This window comes from Paraburkholderia panacisoli (assembly GCF_008369935.1).
Taxonomy (GTDB): Bacteria; Pseudomonadota; Gammaproteobacteria; order Burkholderiales; family Burkholderiaceae; genus Paraburkholderia; species Paraburkholderia panacisoli.
On the sequence record NZ_VTUZ01000001.1, the window covers coordinates 420,208 to 437,240 of the forward strand.

16 protein-coding genes are annotated in these 17,033 nt (G+C 65.6%); 8 read left to right on the forward strand and 8 right to left on the reverse strand.

Annotated elements, in window-relative coordinates; translation table 11 throughout:
* Window positions 1-2 precede the first annotated feature (2 nt).
* Window positions 3-902 carry an AraC family transcriptional regulator gene (locus tag FVF58_RS01925; protein ID WP_149668245.1) on the reverse strand — a complete coding sequence of 300 codons (900 nt, stop codon included), beginning with the start codon at window positions 900-902 and terminating at the stop codon, window positions 3-5.
* 192 nt (window positions 903-1,094) lie between these two features.
* On the opposite strand from FVF58_RS01925, the gene rraA reads away from it, so the two are divergent.
* On the forward strand, window positions 1,095-1,589 hold the full coding sequence (gene rraA, locus FVF58_RS01930) for a ribonuclease E activity regulator RraA (protein WP_149668246.1): 495 nt from the start codon (window positions 1,095-1,097) through the stop codon (window positions 1,587-1,589).
* 67 nt (window positions 1,590-1,656) lie between these two features.
* Window positions 1,657-2,058: a gamma-glutamylcyclotransferase family protein gene (locus tag FVF58_RS01935; RefSeq protein WP_149668247.1), complete on the forward strand. Its 402-nt coding sequence runs from the start codon at window positions 1,657-1,659 to the stop codon at window positions 2,056-2,058.
* A 227-nt stretch (window positions 2,059-2,285) separates the two neighbouring features.
* Here FVF58_RS01935 and aceB read toward each other — a convergent pair whose 3' ends face one another.
* Together aceB and FVF58_RS01945 are read right to left on the reverse strand one after the other, a co-directional pair.
* Window positions 2,286-3,887 (reverse strand): malate synthase A, encoded by a 1,602-nt coding sequence (aceB, locus tag FVF58_RS01940; protein WP_149668248.1) that lies wholly within the window; start codon window positions 3,885-3,887, stop codon window positions 2,286-2,288.
* A gap of 103 nt (window positions 3,888-3,990) precedes the next feature.
* On the reverse strand, window positions 3,991-4,842 hold the full coding sequence (locus FVF58_RS01945) for a (S)-2-haloacid dehalogenase (RefSeq protein ID WP_149668249.1): 852 nt from the start codon (window positions 4,840-4,842) through the stop codon (window positions 3,991-3,993).
* 177 nt (window positions 4,843-5,019) lie between these two features.
* Between FVF58_RS01945 and FVF58_RS01950 the strand changes: the two genes are divergently transcribed.
* Both FVF58_RS01950 and FVF58_RS01955 read left to right on the forward strand, forming a co-directional pair.
* Window positions 5,020-5,922: a LysR family transcriptional regulator gene (locus FVF58_RS01950; protein ID WP_149668250.1), complete on the forward strand. Its 903-nt coding sequence runs from the start codon at window positions 5,020-5,022 to the stop codon at window positions 5,920-5,922.
* Window positions 5,923-6,101: 179 nt separating this feature from the next.
* Window positions 6,102-6,536: a universal stress protein gene (locus tag FVF58_RS01955; protein ID WP_149668251.1), complete on the forward strand. Its 435-nt coding sequence runs from the start codon at window positions 6,102-6,104 to the stop codon at window positions 6,534-6,536.
* A gap of 292 nt (window positions 6,537-6,828) precedes the next feature.
* Here FVF58_RS01955 and aceA read toward each other — a convergent pair whose 3' ends face one another.
* From aceA to FVF58_RS01975, 3 genes are all read right to left on the reverse strand, one after another.
* Window positions 6,829-8,133, reverse strand: coding sequence for an isocitrate lyase (aceA, locus tag FVF58_RS01960; protein ID WP_149668353.1), 1,305 nt, complete (start codon window positions 8,131-8,133; stop codon window positions 6,829-6,831).
* A 456-nt stretch (window positions 8,134-8,589) separates the two neighbouring features.
* Window positions 8,590-10,215: a DEAD/DEAH box helicase gene (locus tag FVF58_RS01970; RefSeq protein ID WP_149668253.1), complete on the reverse strand. Its 1,626-nt coding sequence runs from the start codon at window positions 10,213-10,215 to the stop codon at window positions 8,590-8,592.
* A gap of 450 nt (window positions 10,216-10,665) precedes the next feature.
* Window positions 10,666-10,935: an acyl-CoA-binding protein gene (locus FVF58_RS01975; RefSeq protein ID WP_149668254.1), complete on the reverse strand. Its 270-nt coding sequence runs from the start codon at window positions 10,933-10,935 to the stop codon at window positions 10,666-10,668.
* A 154-nt stretch (window positions 10,936-11,089) separates the two neighbouring features.
* Between FVF58_RS01975 and tsaB the strand changes: the two genes are divergently transcribed.
* Genes tsaB through FVF58_RS01995 form a run of 4 tightly spaced genes read left to right on the forward strand, consistent with a single transcriptional unit; the run spans window position 11,090 to window position 14,710 of the window.
* The gene (gene tsaB, locus FVF58_RS01980) at window positions 11,090-11,932 is read left to right on the forward strand and encodes a tRNA (adenosine(37)-N6)-threonylcarbamoyltransferase complex dimerization subunit type 1 TsaB (protein WP_246216895.1); all 843 of its coding nucleotides are present in this window, start codon (window positions 11,090-11,092) and stop codon (window positions 11,930-11,932) included.
* Entirely contained in the window at window positions 11,929-12,423 is a 495-nt protein-coding gene (rimI, locus tag FVF58_RS01985; protein ID WP_149668255.1) for a ribosomal protein S18-alanine N-acetyltransferase, read from the forward strand. The genes tsaB and rimI overlap by 4 nt, the downstream gene beginning before the upstream one ends.
* Entirely contained in the window at window positions 12,410-13,654 is a 1,245-nt protein-coding gene (locus FVF58_RS01990) for a uracil-DNA glycosylase (RefSeq protein ID WP_149668256.1), read from the forward strand. Before rimI ends, FVF58_RS01990 begins: the two co-directional genes overlap by 14 nt.
* 6 nt (window positions 13,655-13,660) lie before the next feature.
* Window positions 13,661-14,710 carry a DUF1853 family protein gene (locus FVF58_RS01995; protein ID WP_149668354.1) on the forward strand — a complete coding sequence of 350 codons (1,050 nt, stop codon included), beginning with the start codon at window positions 13,661-13,663 and terminating at the stop codon, window positions 14,708-14,710.
* A gap of 78 nt (window positions 14,711-14,788) precedes the next feature.
* Here the strand turns inward: FVF58_RS01995 and thiD are convergent, their stop codons facing one another.
* Both thiD and lplT read right to left on the reverse strand, forming a co-directional pair.
* The gene (gene thiD / locus FVF58_RS02000; protein ID WP_149668257.1) at window positions 14,789-15,595 is read right to left on the reverse strand and encodes a bifunctional hydroxymethylpyrimidine kinase/phosphomethylpyrimidine kinase; all 807 of its coding nucleotides are present in this window, start codon (window positions 15,593-15,595) and stop codon (window positions 14,789-14,791) included.
* 57 nt (window positions 15,596-15,652) lie between these two features.
* Window positions 15,653-16,960 carry a lysophospholipid transporter LplT gene (gene lplT / locus FVF58_RS02005; protein WP_149668258.1) on the reverse strand — a complete coding sequence of 436 codons (1,308 nt, stop codon included), beginning with the start codon at window positions 16,958-16,960 and terminating at the stop codon, window positions 15,653-15,655.
* Window positions 16,961-17,033 lie beyond the last annotated feature (73 nt).

Below are 17,033 nucleotides of genomic sequence, written 5' to 3' on the forward strand. Positions count from 1 at the left end.
GATCAGCGTGCAGCAGCGCCCGACGCATCCGCGCGGCCTTGCGCCGTTTCTTCATCCGTCTCGACGTCGTCATGCTCGCCGTTTTGCGCGCGATGTTCCGAGCCCCGCTCGATAAACGCGCGCGGACTTTCACCGAACGCGCGCCGGAACATCGCGGAAAACGCACTCTGGCTTTGATAGCCGAGCTCCTGCGCGACATGCGAGAGCGGCCGCCCCTGGCTCAAGAGCGGAATCGCGCGCGCCAGAATCGCCTGCTGACGCCATTGCGAAAAACTCACGCCCAATTCCTGCCGAAACAGCCGCGCGATCGTGCGCGTACTCGCGCCGACACTCGATGCCCATTGTTCCAGCGACTCGCCGTGCGTCGGGTCCGCGATCACGGCTTCGCAGAGCGCACGCAGACGCTTTTCGTTGGGCATCGGCACGGACAGCGGCAGCGGCTCCGAACGCGTCAGCTCGTCGAGTGCGAGCGCGCCGAGCAACTGTTCGCGCGTGGCCGAGATGCCGGGGGTGTCGAGCGCGGCAATCACTTCGCGCAGCAGATCCGACACTTCGACGACGCGCGGCGTATCCAGCCCCGCCGGCACGGTGCTTTCGGTGATGTAGAGCGTGCGCAGGAACGCGTCTTCGACGGCCACCACTTCGTGCGTCACGTGCGGCGGTACCCAGATCGCGCGCGACGGCGGCACCATCCACGTCGTGCCGGTCGTTGCAACGCGCAGGACGCCGCGCGACGCGTAGGCCACCTGCGCCCACGCATGCGTATGACGCGCGATACGCCAGCCCGACGGCATTTGCCGCGAGCGCACGCGGATCGGGTGCGCCGCGGTCGGCTGGAACTCGGGCGGAATGTCGGCGAAGCGGACGAAGCTCGACGGCTCGGAGTCGGCGGACGAAGTCATGGTTAAAACGCGAAGGGGCGAAGGTGGATCCGGATAGCAAGTTCCGGAACAGGCGGCGCACGAAATTGCGCATGCGGAACCTTCGCAGTCGCAGCCCGGGCGCCACAAGCCCAGCGAGCCTTGTCATTGTAGATGTTGCCCTCATTGCGCCGATGCATAATGTCCCGATTGCCCGGACCCAAGGAGTACGTCATGAGCTTTGCCACTGCGGACTTGTGCGACGCACACGAAGATCAGCTGGCGCTCGGCACGTTGCGCGTGCTCGAGCCAGTGTTTCACCTGTTCAGCCGTACCGAGTGTTTCAGCGGCGAGGCGGTGACGCTGAAAGTGTTAGAAGACAACGCGCTCGTGCGGACCGTGCTCGAAGAGAAGGGTGCGGGCCGCGTGCTGGTGGTCGACGGCGGCGGCAGCCTGCGTTGCGCGCTGGTCGGCGGCACCCTCGCGCGGATCGCGGAACAGAATGGCTGGGCGGGCATCGTGGTGAACGGCTGTGTGCGCGATGCGCTGGAACTCAACGAAGTCAACACCGGCGTAGCGGCGCTCACGACCTGTCCGCGCCGCGGCCAGAAGCGCGGCGCAGGCGAACGCGACGTGGCGGTGCAGTTGCCTGGCGCGCTCGTGCGTCCCGGCGAATGGATTTACGCGGATCTGGACGGCGTGCTCGTCGCCAGTGCGGCGCTGAACTGAAACGGCATTTGAAGTCGGCTCGAATCGAGCCAGCCAACCAACCCTTATCCAGGGAGAGCAAACGACGATGCAGACCGTCTTTGTCTACGGCACGTTGCGTGCCGGTGAAGTGAACGACCTCAGCGAAGCCGCGGCGCGTAACGAGATCGCCGCGCCGACTCTGCTCGGCACCGCCACCGTGCGCGGCCATCTGTACGACTTCGGCTCGTATCCGGGCCTCGTCGCCGACGAAGCGGGCGTCGACGTGATCGGCGACGTCTACGAAATCGACGATGAGCTGGTCGCGGTGCTCGACGAAATCGAAGCCGTGTATCCGGGCGTCGAGGATCGCTTCCTTGCGCGCGAGGTGATGGTGAAAGTGGACGGCAATGTCGTGAACTGCCGCTTCTATCCGGTCACACCGAATGCGGTGAAGGGCTTGCCCGAAATCAGATCGGGCGATTGGGTCGAGTATCGTCGAACGCGCTGAGCGGGCGCATCGCATGCGCATGGCGAGCGCGTGACGCGTGCCAAAGCGTGCTCAAGCGTGCCAAAAAAGTGGCCCGGCAGGCGTCAGCCTGTCGGGCCATCCGGTCGGTCAGTCTTGCGACTCAAGCCGCCTTCGTGCCGCGCACGGCATGTGAAGGCAAGCTTGTTGCGGCATCGTGCGGTGCCGCTCCGGCTGATTCCGTTCACGCATGAAGCGCGTCAAGAGCCTCAGAGTTCCTCGTACAACGGCAACGTCAGGAAGTCGGTGAACTGCTCCGACGTCGACATCTGTTCGAAGATCTGCGCGGCGCGCTCATACGGTTTCGTATCGCCGCCCACGGCCAGCTTCACCTTGTCGAGCTCCTGCGCCGACAGCTCGCGTACGAGTTCGACCGTGACCTTGCGGCCGTCGTCGAGCTTGCCCTTCGGCGAACGAATCCATTGCCACACCTGCGAGCGCGAGATTTCCGCGGTGGCCGCGTCTTCCATCAGGTTGTGAATCGGCACGCAGCCATTGCCCGCGAGCCACGAGCCCAGGTAGTGAATGCCGACGTTGATGTTGTTGCGCAGACCGGCTTCGGTGATCGGCGCCTCCGGACGGAAGTCCAGCAGGTCGGTCGCGGTCACGAGCACATCGATGCGTTGCTTGCCCATCTGGTTCGGCTTGTCGCCGAGCACGTTGACGAACTCTTCCATCGCGATCGGCACGAGGCCCGGATGCGCGACCCAGCCGCCGTCGTAGCCGTCGCCGGCATCGCGCGCCTTGTCCGAGCGCACGCCGGCCATCGCCTTGTCGTTGGCCGCCGGATCGTTCTTGATCGGAATCAGCGCGCTCATGCCGCCGATCGCCGGCGCGTTGCGGCGATGGCAGGTCTTCAGCAGCAGCAACGCGTACGCGCGCATGAACGGCGCGGTCATCGTGATCTGCGAGCGGTCGGCGAGGCAGAAATTGCGGTCGGCCTTGAACTTCTTGATCGCCGAGAAGATGTAGTCCCAGCGGCCGGCGTTCAGGCCCGAGCTGTGTTCACGCAGTTCGTACAGGATCTCGTCCATTTCGAACGCGGCGACGATCGTCTCGATCAGCACCGTCGCGCGAATCGTGCCGCGCGGCACGCCGACCGCTTCCTGCGCGGCGACGAAGATGTCGTTCCACAGCCGCGCTTCCAGATGGCTCTCCATCTTCGGCAGATAGAAATACGGGCCCGAGCCGCGCGCGATCAGTTCCTTCGCGTTGTGAACCATGAAGAGCGCAAAGTCGAAGACGCCGCCCGACACGCGCCGGCCGTCCACCTTTACGTGCTTCTCGTCGAGATGCCAGCCGCGCGGACGCACGATCAGCGTGGCGACCTTGTCGTTCAGTTTGTACGACTTGCCGTTCTGGTCGAGCGAAATCGTGCGGCGCACCGCGTCCTTCAGATTGATGTGGCCGGTGATCTGGTTGTCCCAGCTCGGCGCATTCGAATCCTCGAAGTCCGTCATGTACGAATCCGCGCCCGAGTTCAGCGCGTTGATGATCATCTTGCGCTCGACCGGACCGGTGATCTCCACGCGGCGACATTGCAGATCGCGCGGCAGCGGCGCGATGGTCCAGTCGCCGTCGCGCACGCTTTTCGTTTCGGCGAGGAAGTTGGGACGCTCGCCGGCGTCGAGCCGCCTGGTGCGTTCCGCGCGCGCCTGCAGCAGCTCCTGACGGCGCGGTTCGAAGGTGCGATGCAGCGCCGCGACGAGTTCGAGCGCTTCGCGCGTGAGGATCGCTTCGTAGCCCGGCTTGATCTCAGCCGAAATTTCCATGCCCTGCGGCAGCGACAACGATGTCAGCGAATTCGTCATGTTTTCTCCTTGGTCGGTCAGATTGCAAAAATGCAGATGTTGAAGAGCAGTTGTTGTTTTGCGAGATGAAACGGATGGGGCCAGCCGGGGCCGGTGGCTGCCGTCATGTGCCGGGGCCGTGACGCGCGCGGCTGCCGCGAGGCGTGCCCGGGCTGTTGCCCGGGTCGCTTCCAAGGCGCCCAGGCGGCGCGAGGGTCCGCAGAAAAGCGAGCAGATCGCTCATTCCGCTACCCGCGCCATGCGGCGTGACGCCGAGTTCTTCGAGCGGAGCGTTTAGCCGGTTGAGCCAGAAAGTGGTGAAGCCGAACCACGCCGCGCCTGCCACGTCCCAGCCGTTCGACGATACGAAGACGATCTCGCGCGGCGGCGCGTCGAAGGCTTGCGTGGCGAGCGCATAAGCGGCGGGCGAGGGTTTGTAGGCGCGCACGGCGTCGACGGAAAGAATCTGGTCGAACAGGCCGCTCATCCCGGCGCTTTTGAGCGCGATGTCGAGCATCTGCGGATTGCCGTTCGACAAGATCGCGAGGCCGACGCGCCGTGTGGCGGATTCGCTGTGCGCCGGTGTCTGCGGCGTCGACGGGCTCGGCGCCGGCTCGCGCAGCGTACGCAGCGCGGGTACGGCGTCGGGGAAGGCGGACAGGCACGCGTATTCGTCCATCAGCCGCTTCTCGGCGGCGCGGCCCAGTGTGAGCTGAAGTTTTTTCGCGGCAAAGCGAAGTGCGTCGAGCGTGATGTCCCAGAACGGGCGGTAGTGCGCGCCGGGCGTTTCCGGCGCGTCGGCCAGCGTGCGCAATTGCGTGTATTCGATCTGCTTCTGGCGCCACAACTGCGACAGCGCATCGCCGTGGCCGGGGAACATCTGCTCGGCGGCAGCGATCACCGAGTGCACGTCGAAAAGCGTGCCGTACGCATCGAAAATCACTGCTGTTGGAAATGGTGTCGTTGTGGCCGACATTGCCGTGCACTCCTGTCAGAGGTCAAGACGGATTGTATTAGTGACGATCAACGCTAAAAAAGAGGCTAAACATCACTTGATCTTTTACTTTCGTGCACCTAATCTGACGCGCACCGCCCACTTTGCCGCGTAGCGTCCCGGGGAGTTCGTTTCGGGGCTTCGCGGCGCACCTCGCTCATGGACCGTTTCAAGCAGATCGAAACTTTCGTCACCGTCGCGGCCAAGGGCAGCCTGTCCGCGGCGGCGCAGGCCGAGGGCGTCGCGCCGGCCATCATCGGCCGCCGCATCGACGCGCTCGAAGAGCGCCTCGGCGTCAAGCTGCTGGTGCGCACGACCCGCAAGATCACGCTGACCTTCGAAGGCTCGGCCTTCCTCGAGGACTGCCAGCGCATCATTCACGATATGCAGAACGCCGAAGCCAGCGTGTCGGCGGGCGGCGTGAAAGCGAGCGGCCATTTGCGGCTGTCGGCGCCGGCGGGTTTCGGACGGCGGCACGTGGCCCCGCTGGTGCCGCCCTTCACCGTTGCTCATCCGGACGTGTCGATCACGCTTGACCTGTCCGACAGGCTCGTCGATCTGGTCAACGAGGGATTCGATTGCGCGGTGCGTCTCGGCGAACTGCCGGATTCGTCGCTGGTGTCGCTCAAGCTCGGCGAAAACCGCCGCGTCTGCGTGGCGTCGCCGGCGTATCTGAGCCGGCGCGGCGCGCCGCACAGCCTCGCTGATCTCGCGCAGCACAACTGCCTCGCGCTCGGCGCGAGCGCCAACCAGCAGCGCGGCTGGGTGTTCCAGCAGGACGACAAGGTCGTCTCGATCAAGGTGTCCGGCACGATGGAGTGCTCGGACGGCGCGGTGCTGCACGAGTGGTGTCTGGACGGCTACGGGCTGGCGTGGCGCTCGTGGTGGGAAGTCGGCGAGGAAATCGCGGCCGGGCGGCTGGTGAGCGTGCTCGACGAGTTCGCCGCGCCGCCGATCGGCATCCACGCGGTGTTTCCGCAGCGCCGCCATCTGCCGCTGCGGGTGCGGCTGTTTCTGGATTTTCTCAAGCATACGTATGGCCATCCGGGGTACTGGGGCTGACGTCGAGCGGCGTCCCGCGAGCGCCCGCTGGTTCGCGCGAGTGTGCGAACGTCAGCAGATTTGCCCTTGAGCGACCCATACCCGCAGCGACGCGAACTACAATCGACTGAAGCGGCTTGCACGTCGAGCCGCGTTGGACGCTCACGCCGCGCTGCGTGCAGCCGGCGACGGAGGGCATCATGTTCAGGCACATCCTGGTTCCGACCGATGGTTCAGAACTGTCACGCAAGGCAATCGACGGCGCCATCGACCTCGCGCAGGCAGTCGGCGCGCGCGTGACCGCCTACGCGTGTCTGCCGCAATACCCCTACTCGCCGTTTTCCGACGTGGCAGTCGAGCCGCCTTCCGAATTCCTGCAACGCAGCGAGCGGGAGGCGCGCGTGCATCTGCGGGAAGTGGAAATGGCCGGGCGCCGCGTCGGCGTCGCCGTCGAGAGCCGAACGAGCGTCCATCCGGCGCCTTATCTGGGCATCATCGAAGTGGCGGAGCAGGGGGCTTGCGACGTGATCTTCATGGCGTCGCACGGGCGCCGCGGTCTGGGCAGTCTGCTGATCGGCAGCGAGACGCAGCGGGTACTCACGCATACGAAGATTCCGGTGATCGTGTACCGCTGAACGGTGGGCGCGGGTCCGCAACTGATGGGCTCCGCGCGGAAAAAACGCGCCGGCTGTGAGGCCGGCGCGCTGCTCTCTTGCCGCACGATGCGCTGTGCCGGTTGTTGTTCCGCTGCTGCGTTTTTCTCTCGGATTCCGTCCGCCGGGGTTGGCTTCTGACACCCCGGCGGCGCGGCTCCTCCCTGTGACGGCGGCTCTCTGACGGAGCCGCTTGATTGTCTTCTGCGCTGCCGTTCCTGCGATCAGACCTCGAGGCCGCGACGTCCCGCCACGCGGCCGACGACGTTGCCGATCACGCGACCTTCTTGTCGAAGAACTGCTCGTCTTCCGTCGATCCGTGCAGCGCGGTCGTCGACGCATCGCGCTCGACCGTTTGCGTGACGGCGTCGAAGTAGCCGGTGCCGACTTCGCGCTGATGCTTGACGGCGGTGAAGCCCTTTTCGGCAGCCGCGAATTCGGCCTGCTGCATTTCGACGAACGCGGTCATCTGGTTGCGGGCATAGCCGTGCGCGAGGTTGAACATCGAGTAGTTCAGCGCATGGAAGCCGGCCAGCGTGATGAACTGGAACTTGTAGCCCATCGCGCCGAGTTCGCGCTGGAACTTGGCGATGGTCGCGTCGTCCAGGTTCTTCTTCCAGTTGAACGACGGCGAGCAGTTGTACGACAGCAGCTGATCGGGGAATTCCTTGTGGATCGCGTCGGCGAATTTCTTCGCGAACTCGAGGTCCGGCTTGCCGGTTTCGCACCAGATCATGTCGGCGTACGGCGCGTACGCGAGGCCGCGCGAGATCGCCTGTTCGAGACCCGGCTTGGTGCGATAGAAGCCTTCCACCGTGCGCTCGCCAGTCAGGAACGGCTTGTCGTTGTCGTCGATGTCCGACGTGACGAGGTCGGCGGCTTCCGCATCGGTGCGGGCGAGCAGCACGGTCGGCACGCCGGAGACGTCGGCGGCCAGACGCGCGGCGGTCAGCTTGGCGACGTTTTCGCGGGTCGGCACGAGCACCTTGCCGCCCATGTGGCCGCACTTCTTCACCGACGCGAGCTGGTCTTCGAAGTGCACGCCCGAGGCGCCGGCTTCGATCATCGCCTTCATCAGTTCGAATGCGTTCAGCACGCCGCCGAAGCCGGCTTCCGCGTCGGCGACGATCGGTGCGAAGTAGTCGATGTAGCCTTCGTCGCCCGGATTCTTGCCTTCCGACCACTGAATCTGGTCAGCGCGCGTCAGCGTGTTGTTGATGCGCTTCACGACGAGCGGCACCGAGTTGGCCGGATACAGCGACTGGTCCGGGTACATTTCGCCGGCGACGTTCGCGTCGCCCGCCACCTGCCAGCCCGACAGATAGATCGCCTTGAGGCCGGCCTTGACCTGCTGCATCGCCTGATTGCCGGTCAGCGCGCCGAGCGAGTTGACGAACGGCTCGTTGTTCACCGCGTGCCACAGCTTCTCCGCGCCGCGCTTGGCGAGCGTATGTTCCACCTGAACCGAACCGCGCAGACGGATCACGTCTTCCGCCGTATAGGTGCGCTTGATGCCCTTCCAGCGCGGATCGGTATCCCATTGTTGCTGGAGTTGCTTTGCTTGTTCTTCGCGGGTCATGGTCATGGTGTTCTCCTTGGTTGCCTTTGGATGGGTGACTCTGTCTTCGTCGAAGCGGCTGGCCTGCGGGCGTTTCGTTTCGTGAAGTCTTATATAAGAGTCTAGGCAAATCACCGAATGTGAAGTAGCTGCCGCGAAGCGTTTTTAAAATATTTATTGTTGCTCTTATTCAATGACTTACGCTGCACGTTTCGCATTGAGAAACGACTTTTCCCCTGTTGCAATGCACGATCTTGTGCTCTGCAACACGATTTTTTACGACGCAAAAAAATTTTTCACATCGTGGAATTTGGGGCGGCCAAACTATGGGCGAAAAAAAACCGGTGCTTGAGCACCGGTTTCTTCCGACTGACGAACGGCGCAAGGCTGTCCGGGTCTTTTACACGCTGATTTCTGGACTGCTGCCAGATGCTTCAGCCGCGGCCTGGTTGCCGCGTGGTTGCCACTAGCTGCTGCTTAGCTGCCGCGGCGAGCCGTACGCGGGCCGTCGCTGCGGCGTGCGCCGTAGCCGCCGTCGCGCGAACCGCCGTAGCCTTCACGCGAGCCGCCGCCGAAGCCGCCTTCACGCGAACCGCCGCCAGCCGACTTGCCGGCCCAGCCGCCGCCATTGCCGCCGCTGCGCGCACCGCCGCCGTTGCCGGCCGGCTTGCCCGAACCGCTACCGAAGCGACGGCCACCGCCGTTGCCACCGCCCGGACGGCCGCGGCCGCCAAAGCCAGGACGGCCGTTGCCCGACGGAGCCGACTTGCGCGGCTCGAAGCCTTCGACGACGTTGACCGGCAGCGGCGTGCGCACGAAGCGCTCGATGCGCTTGAGCGCGCCCTGTTCCGCGTGATGCACGAGGCTCACTGCGATACCCGAGCGGCCAGCACGGCCGGTACGTCCGATACGGTGCACGTAGTCTTCAGCGAACTTCGGCAGGTCATAGTTGAACACGTGCGTGATGCCCGGAATGTCGATACCGCGAGCGGCGACGTCCGTTGCCACCAGCACGCGAACGCGGCGCTCGCGCAGCGCGCGGATCGTGCGGTTGCGCGCACCTTGCGGCAGGTCGCCGTGCAGCGCGGCCGATTCGAAACCGGCGTCGGCCAGACGGCCTGCGAGCTGGTCGGCGTCCATCTTGGTGGCCGTGAAGACGATGGCCTGATCGAGACCGGCGTCACGCAGCAGATGGTCGAGCAGACGATCCTTGTGATCGCGGTCGTCGACGTAATGGACGGTTTGCGCGATGTTGGTGCGCTGTTCCAGACGCTGAACGATCTCGATACGCTCCGGATCCTTCAGCAGACGGCCGGTCAGCGAGCCAATCTTGCCGTCGAGCGTGGCCGAGAACAGCATGGTCTGGCGCGTGGCCGGCGTGGCCGCGACGATCGTTTCGATGTCTTCGATGAAGCCCATGTCGAGCATGCGGTCGGCTTCGTCGAGCACGAGGATCTGCAGCTGCGACAAATCGATGCGGCCGCGTTCCAGGTGGTCGATCAGACGGCCCGGCGTGGCGACCAGGATTTCCGGGTTCTTCGCCAGCAGCATCAGCTGCTGGCCGTAAGCGACGCCGCCCAGAATGCTGACGGTGCGCAGGCGTTTGAGGTGCTTGCCGTACGTGGCGGCGGCGGTCGTGACCTGCATCGCGAGTTCGCGGGTCGGCGTCAGAACCAGCATGGTCGGACGGGCAACCGGTTGGGGGCGGCGCGTGCGGGCGCCGTCGGCCGGACGCGGCTCGCGCGGCTGGCTGGCTTGCGCCTTTTGCAATTGCGAGAAACGTTCGATGGCGGGCAGCATGAACGCGGCGGTCTTGCCCGAACCGGTCGGGCTCGACACCAGCAGATCGCGGCCGGCGATGCCGGCGGGGATCGCGCGTTGCTGAACCGGCGTCGGGTTCTGGTAACCAGCGGCGGTCAGCGCGGAGACGACATCCGCGGACAGACCAAGCGACGCGAACGTCGGGCCGGTGGGCGCTGCGGCTTCAGCGGCGACGGCTTCCGGAGCGGCAGCAACGGCTGCGGCTTGTGCGGGTGCGTCGGCGAGACCGAGGGCTTGATCGGCGATGGCGTTCAACGGGCTGGAGGTGTTGCTCGAAGTCATGAGAATCCTTGGTACACAGGGAATTAAAACGTCGGCGCCAATCGGCATACCCAAGTCGTCGGATTCAGCGAGCAAAGAAGCAGCGAGCAAATCGAAAAACGGGGGCAGCTCGCGACAATGAAGGCGAGCTTTTCGTTAGAAGCTGTATCGGATGCGACATGCCAACACGGCGTGCCGCCAGCCTGGGACATGATCGCCCGTAGGGGGCTAGGCAGGAGGGGACAGGTTCTAAACTGGATTGGAGCTAAACGCTACGAGGCGCTGCGCCGCAACGGCCGCTAGGGAAAGCCGGGCAAAGCAGTGAAGCGCAGGCCGCATTATATAGAGTTTTGTTGCACTGCGCCACTATTCGGAAGTTTCCGGGCGGAAAAGTTTGCTCGGCGCTTCGCGACGGCGATCAGTTCCGACGACGCAGGGCGGGTCGCCGGGCCGATCGCGGGCAGGCTGGCCTCAGGCCGCGGTGCCGTTCTTCAGCGATTCGACCAGTTCGACATATTGCTGCTTCGCAGCGTCTTGCGCGGTGCCCTTGAGCGCGGCCCACGCGTCGTACTTGTATTTGCCGACGATGTCGGTGAAGCCCGGCTTGTCGCCGTGAACGTCGCCGCGGGTGGCTTGCTTGTAGAGCGCATAGAGGCGCAACAGCGTGAGGTTGCCAGGACGCTCCGGCAACTGCTGGACGTCTTCATGGGCCTGGGCGAATTGGGTGTCGAGGTTTGTCATCGTGGTGGTGCCCGCCGGGCGGGATCAGGTGAGAATCGGTCGACGATCATAGCAATTGGATGCCGTCCCGGGGCCGAGGGCATATTCCAAACAGCGCCGGGCAGCGCCACGCCAAACCACATTTGCGCGCGCAGTGCCGATTACAATACGGTCCATGACTCAAACTGTGCTCCTTGCCCTCGATACCTCGACCGAATTCTGTTCGGTAGCGCTTCTGCGCGTCACCGTCGACGCCGCCGGCCAGACCGGCGCCGAACCCCGCTGCTGGGTCCGTCACGAGCAGACCGGTGCGGTTTCCAGCACGCGCCTGCTTCCCGCGATCCGCGAACTTTTCGCCGAGGCCGGCTTGAGCCTCGCGGACTGCGACGCGATCGCGTTCGGCGCCGGTCCCGGCTCGTTCACGGGCCTGCGCACGGCGACCGGCGTCGCCCAAGGGCTGGCGTTCGGCCTGAATCTGCCGGTCGTGCCGGTCAGCACGCTGCTGGCCTGCGCGGAAAGTGCGCGCCTGCGCGATCCGTCGGCGACGCGCGTGCTCGCTGCGCTCGACGCCCGCATGGACGAGATCTATTGGGCCGACTACGCGTGGGACGACGCGCAATGCGAATGGCGCACCGTACAGACGGCGTCGCTCGATGTGCCGGAGCGGCTCGTTTTGCCCGCTGCGCCTTTCACGCTGGCCGGCAACGCTGCGGCCGCGTTCGGCGCGCGGCTGCCCGCGGTTGCGGCCGCGCGTACGGTCGACGGCGAAGCGCTGCCGCATGCGCTGCCGCTCGCGCACGCGGCGCTGCGCGCGTTTCGCGCCGGCCGCACGGTGCCTGCCGACCAGGCCGCGCCGGAATACGTGCGCGACAAGGTCGCGCAGACCACGGCTGAACGGGTTGCGCAGAAGGCGGAAAAAGCTGCGTTGGCTGAGCAGGCCGCGCGGCACACGGCGCCTGTGCAGAACACGCACGACGGCGCTCCCCACGCCGCGCCTCACGGCGAGGGCCGGCAATGAGCGGCGTGTTGCTCGCGGATCGCTACATGTCGCCGATGACCGAAGGCGATCTGGACGAGGTCGCCGCGATCGAGAAGATTGCTTATGAGTTTCCGTGGAGCCGGGGCAATTTCGGCGATTCGCTGCGCAATGGATATTTCGGCGTGTGTCTGCGGCACGTGACCGGTACGCTGATCGGCTACTGCGTGCTGATGCCGGTGGTCGATGAAATGCATCTGCTCAATCTATGCGTGGCGCCCAGCGCGCAAGGCGCCGGCGCCGGGCTGGCGCTGCTGCGCGAGGCGGTGCGCATTACGCGCGGCGAAAAACTCGACGGCCTGCTGCTCGAAGTGCGGCCGTCGAATCATCGGGCGATCCGGCTCTACGAACGTTTCGGCTTTACGTCGATCGGCCGGCGCAAAAATTATTATCCGGCGCGGCATCGCAGCCGGGAGGACGCCATCGTGATGCGTTTCTCGTTTGCCACGGAGGGCGCAGATGGCGCTGCATGACTCGGTACTGGAAGAGTTCGGACTCGCGCCGCTGTGGGTGCGTCGGGGGATGGCCGCGCAAACGGTCGATGAAGCGGGTGTCGGGCAGGGCGCCGATGCGCTAGCCGGGCAGCCAGCGCGTCGTGACGATGCGCGCGGCGCGGCGGCAGGGGCAGGCAGTCTTACGCAGGACATCCAGCGGCCCGCGTTTCGTGCCAGCGAGAGTCGGCAAGCCGATGCCGCGCCGGCGCAGAGCGAACGCCACGCCGCTGTTCGGGACGGACAGACGGCATCGTCGGCCGGGACAGGCGAGCGGTTCGATGAACGTGAAGCATCGGTGCGTACGAGCGAGCCGTTGCGCTCCGCGCACGATGGCGAGCGCGGTGAGCGTCGTGTGCAACCTGCACAGGGCGACATGGCGCAAGAGCGCATGCAAGCCCCTGGTGACACGCCTGAGCCGCAAACGCAGCGCGAACCGGTGCGGCAATCCCAACTCGTGCAGCCATCCCTGCCCGAGCCGCGGGAGCAACCCGCGCAACGACAATCCCGCGCGGCCGAGCCCCCCGCATTCGACGCACCCCCCGACGACGATTTCGCGTGGTTCGACGACTCGCCCGCTCACCCGCCGTCGGAAGCGCGCGGCGACACGCCCCAACTGCCAGCCATCCACACGCTCGACTGGGATGCGTTGAGCGAACGCGTCTCCGCCTGCCGGCTTTGCCGTCTGTGCGAGAAGCGCACGAACACCGTATTCGGTGTCGGCGATCGCAGCGCCGACTGGATGCTGATCGGCGAAGCGCCGGGCGAGAACGAGGACCGTCTGGGCGAACCGTTCGTCGGCCAGGCCGGCAAGCTGCTCGACAACATGCTGCGTTCGCTGACGCTCGCACGCGACACCAACGTCTACATCGCGAACGTGATCAAATGCCGCCCGCCCGGCAACCGCAATCCGGAGCCGGACGAAGTCGCGCGTTGCGAGCCGTACCTGCAACGCCAGGTGTCGCTGGTCAAGCCGAAGCTGATTGTCGCGCTCGGGCGTTTTGCCGCGCAGAGTCTGCTGAAGACCGACGCGAGCATTTCGTCGCTGCGCGGCCGCGTGCACGAATACGAGGGCGTGCCGGTGATCGTCACCTATCACCCGGCGTATCTGCTGCGCAGCCTGCCCGACAAGGCGAAGGCCTGGGCCGACCTGTGCCTCGCGCGCGACACATGGCGCGCGGCCGGCGGCGCGCCGTCGAACGCGGCGAAGTGATCGGTGATGGCCGCTGATGGACCGGCGGCGCGCATCGCTGCCGCCGCGCCCGATACTCACACCGCGTTGCGCGCCACGATGCTCGATAACCTGCTCGACACGTTGCGCGATGCGGCCGTGCGCGATCTGGCGTGGCTGCTGTTGAGCGCCGGCCTGCTACGTCCGCAACCCTCGCTGGGCGCACTCGCGAATCCATTCGATACACCCGAGGCACTGCAGGCAACCACCGACTGGCTGCGCGCGCTCGACGCCGCGCCGGCCCCGTTGCACCACGACCTCGCGGCGCCGCGCATCACGCGTCTTGGCCGCTACGCCGAACGGCTGCTCGGCTGGTTTCTGCAGCACGGACCGGCGGCGCGGCTCGTCGCGGCGGGCGTGCCGTTGCGGCGCGCGGGCGTCACGCTCGGCGAATGCGATTTTCTCGTGCAGACACGCGAGGGCGCGCGGCTGCATTGGGAGCTGGCGGTGAAGTGCTACCTGCATGCGGGCGACGGGCGCGCGCAGTTGGCGGACTACGTCGGTCCGAATCTGAAAGACCGGTTCGATCTGAAGCTTGCGCATCTGTTGAACCACCAGTTGCCGTTGAGCGCGCGCGAAGAGTTCGCGTCGGTCGGTTATGCGGGGCCGTGGACGCCGCAGATGTTCATCAAAGGCTGGCTGTTTTACCGGCACGGCGAGACGCCGACGGATCCCGCCGAACTCGATCCGGCGCATGGGCGTGGCTGGTGGGTCACGCGCGGCGATTGGCCGGCTTTCGCGGCGGCGCATGCAACGAAGTGGCGGTTGCTGCCGCGGATGGAATGGCTTGCGCCGAGGCGCGCGGAGTTCGAAGGGATGCAGGAGGCGGAGCAGGCAAGCGAGCAATTTGACACCGCCGCCACGAGACCGCTTTACGTCGACGCGCAAGCTCTCGCTGCGCAGATATCACATCAACATGGACCGACGATGGTCGCCGCTTTTGCCGAGGACAGCGCCGGCCGTCTGAGCGAATGCTCGCGCGGCTTCATCGTGCCGGACGAGTGGCCCGAGCAGGCGCGGAACTATGCGCGGCAGTAACGGCGCAGCAAGCAGCCGAACGGCAACGCCTTCCTCACGCCGCCATCTGATGCAACGGCTCAACGCCCATCCCCAGCTTCACCACCACCGATAAAAATGATGCACTGGCCCGACGCCGCCACCGACGTCGAGTCGATCGCTCGCTTGCAGCGCGCCGGTCAGATAAAGTTTCGCGTCGGCCACCGCGCTCGCCAGATCGTCGCGTTGCGGAATCAGCGCCGCAATCGCCGACGACAGCGTGCAGCCCGTCCCATGCGTGTTCTTCACCGGCACGCGTGGGCCGCCCAGACGCAGCGCGCCGCTATCCTGCACCAGCCAGTCCGGACTGTCAGCCGCGCTCAGATGGCCGCCCTTCATCAGCACCGCGCGTGCGCCGAGCGCGCGCAGCGCTTCGCCTTGTTCGACCATGCCGGCTTCGTCGGCGGCGGGCTGAACGCCGAGCAGCGCGGCGGCTTCCGGCAGATTGGGCGTCAGCACATCGGCGAGCGGCAGCAGCTCGTCACGCACCGCCGCGACCGCATCGGGCAGCAGTAACGCATGATTGCTCTTCGAGATCATCACCGTGTCGAGCACGATGTGCTTCGGCTTGTGACGGCGCAGCGCATCCGCGACCGCACGGGCGATAGGTGCGTTCGCAAGCATGCCGATCTTCACCGCGTCGATGCGGATGTCGTCGAACACCGCGTCGAGTTGCGCGGTGATGAAGTCCGGGTCCGGCGCATGAATCGCGGTCACGCCGCGCGTGTTCTGCGCGGTCAGCGCGGTGATCACGCTCGCGCCATACGCGCCGAGCGCCGAGAAAGCCTTCAGATCGGCCTGAATGCCGGCGCCGCCGCCGGAGTCGGAGCCGGCGATCGTCAGCACATTGGGAATCGGTTGAGTCATGGTCAAGCGAGGAGGAAGGAGGGCGCGGGCACGCGGTTCGAAAGCGACCCGCGCGGGTCAGTGCTTGGCTTCGCCGATCAGCGCGACCGAGTCGAACGCGCGCTGATTCGCCTGGTGGCGCCGCATCACGAACCACATCATCAGGCACACGAAGCTGCCGAACAGCACGATTACCGTGGCGACCGGCACGTCGAGCCATACCAGTACCGCGTACAGGCACAGCATGACGAGCACGGAGAGATTTTCATTGAAGTTCTGCACGGCGATCGAGTGACCCGCCGACAGCAGCACGTGGCCGCGATGTTGCAGCAACGCATTCATCGGCACCACGAAAAAGCCCGACAGGCCGCCCACCACCATCAGGAAGATGTACGCGAAGATCAGATAGCCCGGCACATGCATGCGGCCGAAATATACCCCCCAATTCGCGGGGAACAGGTCGCGCGTGTAGAACGCCATCAGCATCACGGCGACACCCATCATGATGCCGACCGGCAGTACCGACAGCGACTTCTTCAACGGCACGCGCGAGGCCGCGAAGATCGCGCCGGCCGCTACGCCGACGGCCACCACCGCCTGCAGGATGGCCGCCTCGGACAGCGACATGCCGAGCGACACCTCGGCCCACTTCAGCACGATGAATTGCAGCGTCGCGCCGGCGCCCCAGAACAGCGTGGTGACCGCAAGCGAAATCTGGCCGAGCTTGTCGCGCCACAGCACGAGGAAACAGTCGGCGAAATCGGTGATGAGCCTGATCGGGCCGCGTTCCTGTTTCGGGTAACGCGCGCCGGTGTCGGGAATGCGCAGATTGAACAGCGCGGCGATGACGTAGATGCCCATGATCACGAGCATCGCCGCTTCGGCCGGCGTGTGGACGGTGGGGATGTGCACCCTGAGGATCGGCGCGGCGATGTGCGGACTGATCAACGCGCCGCCGAGCACCGTGCCCAGAATGATCGAGCCGACCGTGGTGCCCTCGATCCAGCCGTTCGCGGCGACCAGCCGGTCAGGCGGCAGCAGTTCGGTGAGGATGCCGTACTTGGCGGGCGAGTAGGCCGCCGCGCCAAAGCCGACGATGCCGTACGCAAAGAGCGGATGCGCTCCGATCAGCATCGTGATGCAGCCGACCACCTTGATGGTGTTGGTGACGAACATCACGCGTCCTTTCGGACGGGAGTCGGCGAAGGCGCCCACGAACGCAGCGAGCACGACGTACGACAGCACAAAAAACAGCTTGAGCAGCGGCGTCATCCAGTTCGGGGCGTGAAGATCTTTCAGCAGTGCGATAGCAGCGATCAGAAGCGCATTGTCGGCCAGCGACGAAAAAAACTGCGCGGCCATGATGGTGTAAAAACCTTTTTTCATCTGATGCGATGCTGTCCTCGCTGCGGTCTGTCCGCCCCGGCCGTTTGCAATACGTCCGGGCTTATGCCGTTCG

Coding starts and splice junctions, on each gene's coding strand:
- FVF58_RS01925 (WP_149668245.1), bottom strand. CDS start 902: ATGACTTCGTCCGCCGACTCCGAGCCGTCGAGCTTCGTCCGCTTCGCC.
- rraA (WP_149668246.1), top strand. CDS start 1,095: ATGAGCTTTGCCACTGCGGACTTGTGCGACGCACACGAAGATCAGCTG.
- FVF58_RS01935 (WP_149668247.1), top strand. CDS start 1,657: ATGCAGACCGTCTTTGTCTACGGCACGTTGCGTGCCGGTGAAGTGAAC.
- aceB (WP_149668248.1), bottom strand. CDS start 3,887: ATGACGAATTCGCTGACATCGTTGTCGCTGCCGCAGGGCATGGAAATT.
- FVF58_RS01945 (WP_149668249.1), bottom strand. CDS start 4,842: ATGTCGGCCACAACGACACCATTTCCAACAGCAGTGATTTTCGATGCG.
- FVF58_RS01950 (WP_149668250.1), top strand. CDS start 5,020: ATGGACCGTTTCAAGCAGATCGAAACTTTCGTCACCGTCGCGGCCAAG.
- FVF58_RS01955 (WP_149668251.1), top strand. CDS start 6,102: ATGTTCAGGCACATCCTGGTTCCGACCGATGGTTCAGAACTGTCACGC.
- aceA (WP_149668353.1), bottom strand. CDS start 8,133: ATGACCCGCGAAGAACAAGCAAAGCAACTCCAGCAACAATGGGATACC.
- FVF58_RS01970 (WP_149668253.1), bottom strand. CDS start 10,215: ATGACTTCGAGCAACACCTCCAGCCCGTTGAACGCCATCGCCGATCAA.
- FVF58_RS01975 (WP_149668254.1), bottom strand. CDS start 10,935: ATGACAAACCTCGACACCCAATTCGCCCAGGCCCATGAAGACGTCCAG.
- tsaB (WP_246216895.1), top strand. CDS start 11,090: ATGACTCAAACTGTGCTCCTTGCCCTCGATACCTCGACCGAATTCTGT.
- rimI (WP_149668255.1), top strand. CDS start 11,929: ATGAGCGGCGTGTTGCTCGCGGATCGCTACATGTCGCCGATGACCGAA.
- FVF58_RS01990 (WP_149668256.1), top strand. CDS start 12,410: ATGGCGCTGCATGACTCGGTACTGGAAGAGTTCGGACTCGCGCCGCTG.
- FVF58_RS01995 (WP_149668354.1), top strand. CDS start 13,661: ATGGCCGCTGATGGACCGGCGGCGCGCATCGCTGCCGCCGCGCCCGAT.
- thiD (WP_149668257.1), bottom strand. CDS start 15,595: ATGACTCAACCGATTCCCAATGTGCTGACGATCGCCGGCTCCGACTCC.
- lplT (WP_149668258.1), bottom strand. CDS start 16,960: ATGAAAAAAGGTTTTTACACCATCATGGCCGCGCAGTTTTTTTCGTCG.